The 6,439-nt window shown below is 60.7% G+C and carries 8 protein-coding genes and 3 pseudogenes; 4 read left to right on the forward strand and 7 right to left on the reverse strand.

Annotated elements, in window-relative coordinates; translation table 11 throughout:
* Nucleotides 1-249: pseudogene (locus JCM19049_RS06830) on the reverse strand (anthranilate synthase component I); the annotation flags it as partial.
* 110 nt (nucleotides 250-359) lie between these two features.
* On the reverse strand, nucleotides 360-758 hold the full coding sequence (gene hisI, locus JCM19049_RS06835) for a phosphoribosyl-AMP cyclohydrolase (protein WP_054821214.1): 399 nt from the start codon (nucleotides 756-758) through the stop codon (nucleotides 360-362).
* 209 nt (nucleotides 759-967) lie between these two features.
* On the opposite strand from hisI, the gene JCM19049_RS19145 reads away from it, so the two are divergent.
* From JCM19049_RS19145 to JCM19049_RS19160, 4 genes are all read left to right on the forward strand, one after another.
* On the forward strand, nucleotides 968-1,300 hold the full coding sequence (locus tag JCM19049_RS19145; protein WP_279402633.1) for a maleylpyruvate isomerase family mycothiol-dependent enzyme: 333 nt from the start codon (nucleotides 968-970) through the stop codon (nucleotides 1,298-1,300).
* Entirely contained in the window at nucleotides 1,287-1,532 is a 246-nt protein-coding gene (locus JCM19049_RS19150) for a hypothetical protein (RefSeq protein ID WP_279402634.1), read from the forward strand. Before JCM19049_RS19145 ends, JCM19049_RS19150 begins: the two co-directional genes overlap by 14 nt.
* Nucleotides 1,533-1,880: 348 nt before the next feature.
* Nucleotides 1,881-2,357: a DUF6318 family protein gene (locus tag JCM19049_RS19155; protein WP_279402635.1), complete on the forward strand. Its 477-nt coding sequence runs from the start codon at nucleotides 1,881-1,883 to the stop codon at nucleotides 2,355-2,357.
* Between the two features lies 1 nt (nucleotide 2,358).
* Nucleotides 2,359-3,282: a hypothetical protein gene (locus JCM19049_RS19160; protein WP_279402636.1), complete on the forward strand. Its 924-nt coding sequence runs from the start codon at nucleotides 2,359-2,361 to the stop codon at nucleotides 3,280-3,282.
* 173 nt (nucleotides 3,283-3,455) lie between these two features.
* Here the strand turns inward: JCM19049_RS19160 and hisF are convergent, their stop codons facing one another.
* The 5 genes and pseudogenes from hisF to JCM19049_RS06865 form a co-directional block, all read right to left on the reverse strand.
* The gene (gene hisF / locus JCM19049_RS06845; RefSeq protein WP_054821211.1) at nucleotides 3,456-4,226 is read right to left on the reverse strand and encodes an imidazole glycerol phosphate synthase subunit HisF; all 771 of its coding nucleotides are present in this window, start codon (nucleotides 4,224-4,226) and stop codon (nucleotides 3,456-3,458) included.
* 25 nt (nucleotides 4,227-4,251) lie between these two features.
* Nucleotides 4,252-5,099 (reverse strand): annotated as a pseudogene (gene hisG, locus JCM19049_RS06850) (ATP phosphoribosyltransferase).
* Between the two features lie 124 nt (nucleotides 5,100-5,223).
* Nucleotides 5,224-5,487 (reverse strand): phosphoribosyl-ATP diphosphatase, encoded by a 264-nt coding sequence (locus JCM19049_RS06855; protein WP_054821212.1) that lies wholly within the window; start codon nucleotides 5,485-5,487, stop codon nucleotides 5,224-5,226.
* A 72-nt stretch (nucleotides 5,488-5,559) separates the two neighbouring features.
* The gene (ribH, locus tag JCM19049_RS06860) at nucleotides 5,560-6,036 is read right to left on the reverse strand and encodes a 6,7-dimethyl-8-ribityllumazine synthase (protein WP_054821213.1); all 477 of its coding nucleotides are present in this window, start codon (nucleotides 6,034-6,036) and stop codon (nucleotides 5,560-5,562) included.
* Between the two features lie 103 nt (nucleotides 6,037-6,139).
* A pseudogene (locus JCM19049_RS06865) lies at nucleotides 6,140-6,439 on the reverse strand (bifunctional 3,4-dihydroxy-2-butanone-4-phosphate synthase/GTP cyclohydrolase II); the annotation flags it as partial.

A 6,439-nucleotide genomic window follows, 5' to 3' on the forward strand; every position in this document is an offset into this window, starting at 1 on the left:
GCCCGTGCTGCGCGTGGAGAGCGTGGCCGGGGAGTTGACCCCGATGAAGGAGTACCGCGACCACACCCCACCGGCTGCCGCCGACTCCATCAGGAAGGTGCCGGCCCGTCCCCCGGCCAACTGCCGGTAGAGACCGATCGGGGTCAGTGAGTCGGCCAGGATCCGCACCGAGACGGGGATGACCCGCCGCGTGGAGGCCATCGCCAGGAACTGCTGGCGGGTCGGGGAAATGCTACCTAGGGTTTTCATCAGCTTCTTTTCAACAGCTACTTGCCAACAACTACTTTTCAACCGCTTGGGGCGCCGCGGGATCTCCCGCGGCCCGCGGGAACCGTCCCTGCCGCCTTCGGCAGGGGTGCTTAGGCCGGGCGGTGGCCGACCTGCGCCGCAGCTGCCGGTCGTGAAGCACGTCGGGCCCCGGTGTGGCAGGCCGCCCCCACCTGGTCCACCTGCACCAGCAGGGCGTCCCCGTCGCAATCCAGCGCCACGGACTTGACGTACTGGGCATGGCCGGAGGTGTCCCCCTTGCGCCAGTACTCCTGGCGTGAACGGGAGAAGAACGTGACCCGCCCGGTGCTCAGGGTGCGGCGCAGGGCCTCGTCGTCCATCCAACCCAGCATCAGCACTTGGAGGGTGTCGGCCTGCTGGACGATCGCGGCCACCAGGCCGTTGGGATCGCGCTTGAGGCGGGCAGCGATCTGGGGGTCAAGCTGCGCCGCATCCGGCTGGGATTCGGCGCTGGAATTAGTAGTAGACATCCCCTCAAGCATACTTGCTGGGCCTGTGCGTCCCCACCGTGTGACAAGACTCAATGCCACTAGTTCGGGGCATTGCCTCGCAACATGTCTTTATAGGTGCTCAAGGTGCCGCACTCCATGCTAGGTTCAGAGGTAATGCACCTGGTACATGCTTCTCGACTCGCCCTGGCCGAGGCCCTGTTGGCAGCTGGCCCCTCGGCTGATACGTTGTGCGCGGCTGGGAAACCCGCCACCTTGCCGCGCACCTGGTTCTGCGCGAAAATTCGCCGCTGGGCGCCGGGGCGGTTCTCAAGCCGCTATCCGGGAAGCTCGACGCGAAGATTAAAAAGCTAGCCGACGAGGCCCAGCGCCCCGAAAGCTATGCCGGGCTGGTGCGGCGTTTCCGCACCGGGCCGAGCAAGTACTCCCCGTTCTCCATCGAGCGGGTCAGCACCGCCGCGAACATGTCCGAGTTCTTCATCCACACCGAAGACGTGCGCCGGGCACGGACCAGTGGCTCCGCGCATCCTCGATCGCGGCTACACCGAAATGCTCTGGAATGACCTCACCCGCCGCGCCCGCATGTACTACCGCCACTGCCCCGTCGGCGTCATCCTGGCCCGGCCGGACGGCAAACGCTATGTGGCCAAGAAGGCGGCCAACCCGGTGACGATCACCGGCCCCGTCACGGAGCTGATCATGCACGCTTCCGGTCGCATCGACAGCGCGCTTGTTACCTTTGAGGGCAGCGACGAATCAATCAAGGCGCTGAAGAAGACGAAGCTGGGTTTCTAGCCTCCCCTGGCTTCAGTGCCGCGCGTTGACGCAGTTGCATTCGATGGCGTTTGCTGCCTTAGCGGCAGCAGTAGTTTTCCCCAGTTATTGCCGCGCCCTCCCAAAGCTGACCGTTCCGGTCTAGGATGTCGAACAATCGTGACGGCATTCGAAGGGCAACGGAGGTTCGAAATGTCTAGCCGATCCCGCGCACTTGCGCTATTCGCCGTTCCCCTAGCATTCTCGTTCGCGCTTACCTCCTGCCAAGACGGCAACGACCCGGCAGCAACAACTTCACCGTCCGAGTCACCCGCCGCCGCTTCGCCCACAGCCTCACCGTCGCCGACAAAATCACAGCCACCGAAGCCAGTGCCAGCAAGCGCGGAAGGACCGGCGAAAAACATCCCGGTACCCGAGATGCCTCCTGCAGCAGCTGCCAACGATGATGTTGGAGCCGCACGCTTTCTAGAACACTACTTCGAGCTAATGAATTACACACTCGAGACATACGATACGAAACCAATTGAGCGTATAACTTCTCGTTCTTGTCTTCCATGTGGTCAGGGGTTCATCGATCCTATTCGCTTCAATAAGCAGGAAGGCAATTGGCAGGTTGGTGGGAAGAACCATGTAAGAGTAACTGGAGTCAATTTGAAAGAGACCGATGAAGCGCTGGTTTCGTTTACTCTTGAAGTCGACGCACAGAAAATATACTCAGCACCTAATAAAGTTTTGGAGTCTTCTCCGGCCATTCCAGCAGGGATACACGGCGTCGCCGTATTGAAACGCGACTCGGAAAATCCACCTTGGAAGCTAAACGATATAAATATGAAGGTCGGGGATTGAAGTGTTCAACGCTTTTGTTTTCTCGGTCCTTGCTGTATTCATACTAGGTGCTCCGTCTGCAGACGCGATCGTCCGCGAGTCGCCCGCTAGCCTGGAACCATGTGTTCTATCTACTCAGATGCACGATTATTTTGCAAAAATCAGGAAGAAAAAGTGTCCCGGTTTAGAAGACGTAAAGTCGTTCAACCAGATCCCCCACGTCGATCAAAGGCTTGCCAAGTTCCCGCGGAACGATAACACGCAGAAGTTCCGGGTCGAATACATCGATGAGTGCCCCCTGGGGTTGGAAAACCGTAATGGTTGCGATCAGAATCCGGACGAGGGGCGGTGCTCAGATGGATCAGCACCTTTTGTAAGAGTTATTAGGTTCAGTGGCGGCAACCGAGATGGGGAGCTTCTAGCACAAAATAGACTGTGTCCAGGGGATCTCCCTCAGGATCCAGTGCGGCCAGAGCAACTCGTAGAACGAATTGCCGTTACGCCTGAACAGTTCCGTAAATTTCCGATAAAACCGTCGAATCCGAACAGTGACCCTCAAAATTTTTCATTACGTAACGGCCACGCGCATTTTTGGGCTATCGCCAATACGCAAACGTTCGAAACGGAGATCAATGGCACCTCGGTCGAAGTACGCGCCATTCCCATTGAATGGCGTTGGAACTACGGGGATGGCTCAACGCGAAGTTTTGATTATCCAGGGAACGCGGCCCCAGAACACACTCTCCATCACCAAACGCCAACTAGCCATTCCTATGACAAAACCGGATTCTTCGATGTTAATCTCATGACACTATATCGAGGAGAATTTCGTGCGGCAGGTGGACCGTGGGAACCGATTCCGGGGCAAGCAGCGGTGCCCAGTGAACCAATGCCAATGGACGTGTGGCGTACGCAAAAGGAGCTAATCGCTCCAGATGGCAAATAGGAGTTCTTGCAGTGCCAGCTCTCACGTATAAGTGTCCCTTCAGTAGACTGAGGGACCTTCAAAGACACCACGATGCACTAATAGAATTTTGAAGTCCGAATTATGCAGACTCCGTCGTTAGCGGGCCCACCCCGTGGAGTTATGGATCCTTTGGGATGGGCACCCCCCACGGACTAGCGAACTGGGTATCCCGCTTCGCGAATTCTGTCCTTGACCTTGGCGATCATGTCGTTCGGTCCGAAGTGGAAGATCGATGCAGCCAGGACCGCGTCTGCACCCGCTTCAATGGCAGGTGGGAAGTCCTCAGGCTTTCCTGCTCCCCCGGACGCGATCAGCGGCACCTTGACCTCCGCACGGACAGCGCGAATCATCTCCAGATCAAAACCATCCTGGGTGCCATCGGCATCAATGGAGTTCAGCAGGATCTCCCCGACACCACGTTCAGCAGCTTCCTTGGCCCACGCAACTGCGCACGTTCCCGTACCGGTGCGTCCACCATGGGTGGTGACCTCGAATCCGGAAGCGATGTCCGGGTTATCGGTCCGCCGTGCATCCAGAGACAGAACCAGAACCTGCGACCCGAAACGGTCAGTGATTTCGTTGATCACCTCGGGACGGGCGACAGCTGCGGTGTTGATCGAGGCCTTGTCCGCACCCGCACGCAGCAGACGATCGACATCCTGTGCTGTACGCACTCCGCCACCGACGGTCAGCGGAATGAAAACCTCGTCAGCGGTGCGGCGAACCACATCGTAGGTGGTTTCCCGATCCGAGCTGGAGGCGGTGACGTCGAGGAAGGTGATTTCGTCTGCCCCGGCCTCGTTGTAGCGGCGAGCCAGCTCCACCGGGTCACCGGCGTCACGCAGCCCTTCGAAATTGATGCCCTTCACGACGCGTCCAGCATCGACATCCAGGCAGGGAATGACGCGGATAGCCACGGTCATTTTCTTCTCCTTGGTTGGTGCCGAACTAGATGCGGCAGGCGTGGATCTGGCTGACGAGGATGGCGCGGGCGCCCAACTCGTAGAGCTCATCCATGATGTTGTTGGTTTGCGACTTTTGCACCATCGCACGCACCGCGCACCAGTCCGAGTCCTGCAGTGGGGACACGGTCGGTGATTCCAGACCCGGGGTCAGCGCGGCGGCCTGCTCGACCTGTTCAACTCGCACGTCGTAGTCAAGCATCACGTATTGGCGGGCCACCAGCACGCCGGACAGGCGGCGGATCAGCACTTCCAGACCGGAGGCTTGTGATCCGTGCGGCCCAGCAGGACCGCCTCGGAGGCCAGCAGCGGGGGCCCGAAGATCTCCATGCCGGCGGCCTTGATGGTGTTTCCGGTTTCGACGACGTCGGCAATGGCATCGGCTACGCCCAGGCGGACCGAGGATTCCACGGCTCCGTCCAGGCGGACCACCGAGGCGTTGATTCCGGTTTCCTTCAGGTAGTGATCCAGCAATACATCGTAGCTGGTGGCGATGCGCTTGCCATCCAGCTCATCCACGGAGCTGAAGGTGCCAACCGGGGCGGCGAAGCGGAACGCGGACTTGCCGATGCCCAGCGGCAGCAGCTCCTCCACCGCGTCGTCCACATCGGCGTCACGGTACAGGTCGCGGCCGGTGATGCCGACGTCCAGGATACCGCGCCCAACGTACACGGCGATGTCGCGCGGGCGCAGGTAGAAGAATTCGACGTTGTTGTCCGGGTCGATGATGACCAGTTCGCGGTTGTCGCGGCGCTGCAGGTAGCCGGCTTCCTTGAACATGGTGGAGGCGATGTCTGACAGAGCACCCTTGTTGGGCAGTGCTACGCGAAGCATGTGGTTCTCTTTTCTGCTGTGGCGCACGGCAGGATGCTCACCTGCGGCGCCAAGGGATGATGGCTTGCCGGTGTCTATGCCGTCGGGCAGGGTGGTTCGGGCTGGCGAACCCACCGCTCGACGGCTACAAATGCTTGTAGATATCGGCCAGGTCCAGTCCCTTGGCGATCATCATCACCTGGACGTGGTAGAGAAGCTGCGAGATTTCCTCGGCTGCCGCCTCGTCACTTTCGTATTCGGCGGCCATCCACACTTCGGCGGCCTCCTCGACGATTTTCTTGCCGATTCCGTGGACTCCGGAATCCAGTTCTGTGACGGTACGAGAGCCTTCAGGTCGGGTTTGGGCCTTGAGCGAGAGTTCGCTGAAGAGCTCGTCAAATGTTTTCACGTGTCTTAGCCTAGCGTTTTTGGGTACGCCGGTTCATCACGGCGTACCCATTGTGACGAAGCGGTAACCGGTTCAGCGCAGGGCTGCGGCGGTCATGACTGCGGCCGAGAACGCCTCATGCCCCTTGTCCTCCGAGGATCCTTCCAATCCCGCCCGGTCCAGTGCCTGCTGCTCATTGTCGCAGGTGAGCACGCCGAAGCCGATGGGGGTTCGGGTCTCCACGCTGACCTGGGTCAGACCCATGGTCGCCGCCTGGCAGACGTAGTCGAAGTGCGGGGTGCCGCCGCGGATCACCACCCCCAGGGCGATGACGGCATCGTACTTCTGGGCCAGGACCCGGGCGGCGACCGGCAGCTCGAAGGAACCCGGGACGCGCACCAGGTGTACGTCGGCGATGTTGGCTTCCTGCGCGGCGCGCTGGGCTCCGGCGATCAGCCCGTTCATCACGGTTTCGTGCCAGCTGGCCGCGACGATGACGACCTTCAGGTTCGGGGTGTCCAGCGCCTTGAGCTGCTCGCTGGTGTTGGTGGGGGCTCCGTGCTTGCTCATGATTTTCCTTCTCTGGTGGTTCGTTGCCGGGTGGCTGGCGGCGGTGCGGCGCCCCGGCGTTGCTGTTTGCCGTCGGTGTGGGCCCGAGGGGCCCGGTCGCGCATCAGGGCAGCTGCAGGTTGTGACCGAAGCGCTGCTGCTTGGTGCGCAGGTAGCGTTCGTTCTCGGCGCGCGGGGCGACCAGGCTGGGGACCTGCTCACTGACCTCGATTCCGGCCTCGCGCAGCTTGGAGACCTTGTCCGGGTTGTTCGTCAGCAGTCGGACGCGGTCGATGCCCAGGGTGCGCAGAATGGAGACGACCGCATAGTATTCGCGGGCATCCACCGGCAGGCCCAGGTGCTCGTTCGCGTCGGCGGTGTCCAGCCCGTGCTCCTGCAGCGAGTAGGCGCGCAGCTTGTTCAG

It is taken from the genome of Arthrobacter sp. JCM 19049 (genome assembly GCF_001310435.1).

Bases quoted from the DNA above. Each gene is read 5' to 3' on its own strand.
- hisI (WP_054821214.1), bottom strand. From the start codon at position 758: ATGTCTACTACTAATTCCAGCGCCGAATCCCAGCCGGATGCGGCGCAG.
- JCM19049_RS19150 (WP_279402634.1), top strand. From the start codon at position 1,287: ATGCTCTGGAATGACCTCACCCGCCGCGCCCGCATGTACTACCGCCAC.
- hisF (WP_054821211.1), bottom strand. From the start codon at position 4,226: ATGACCGTGGCTATCCGCGTCATTCCCTGCCTGGATGTCGATGCTGGA.
- ribH (WP_054821213.1), bottom strand. From the start codon at position 6,036: ATGAGCAAGCACGGAGCCCCCACCAACACCAGCGAGCAGCTCAAGGCG.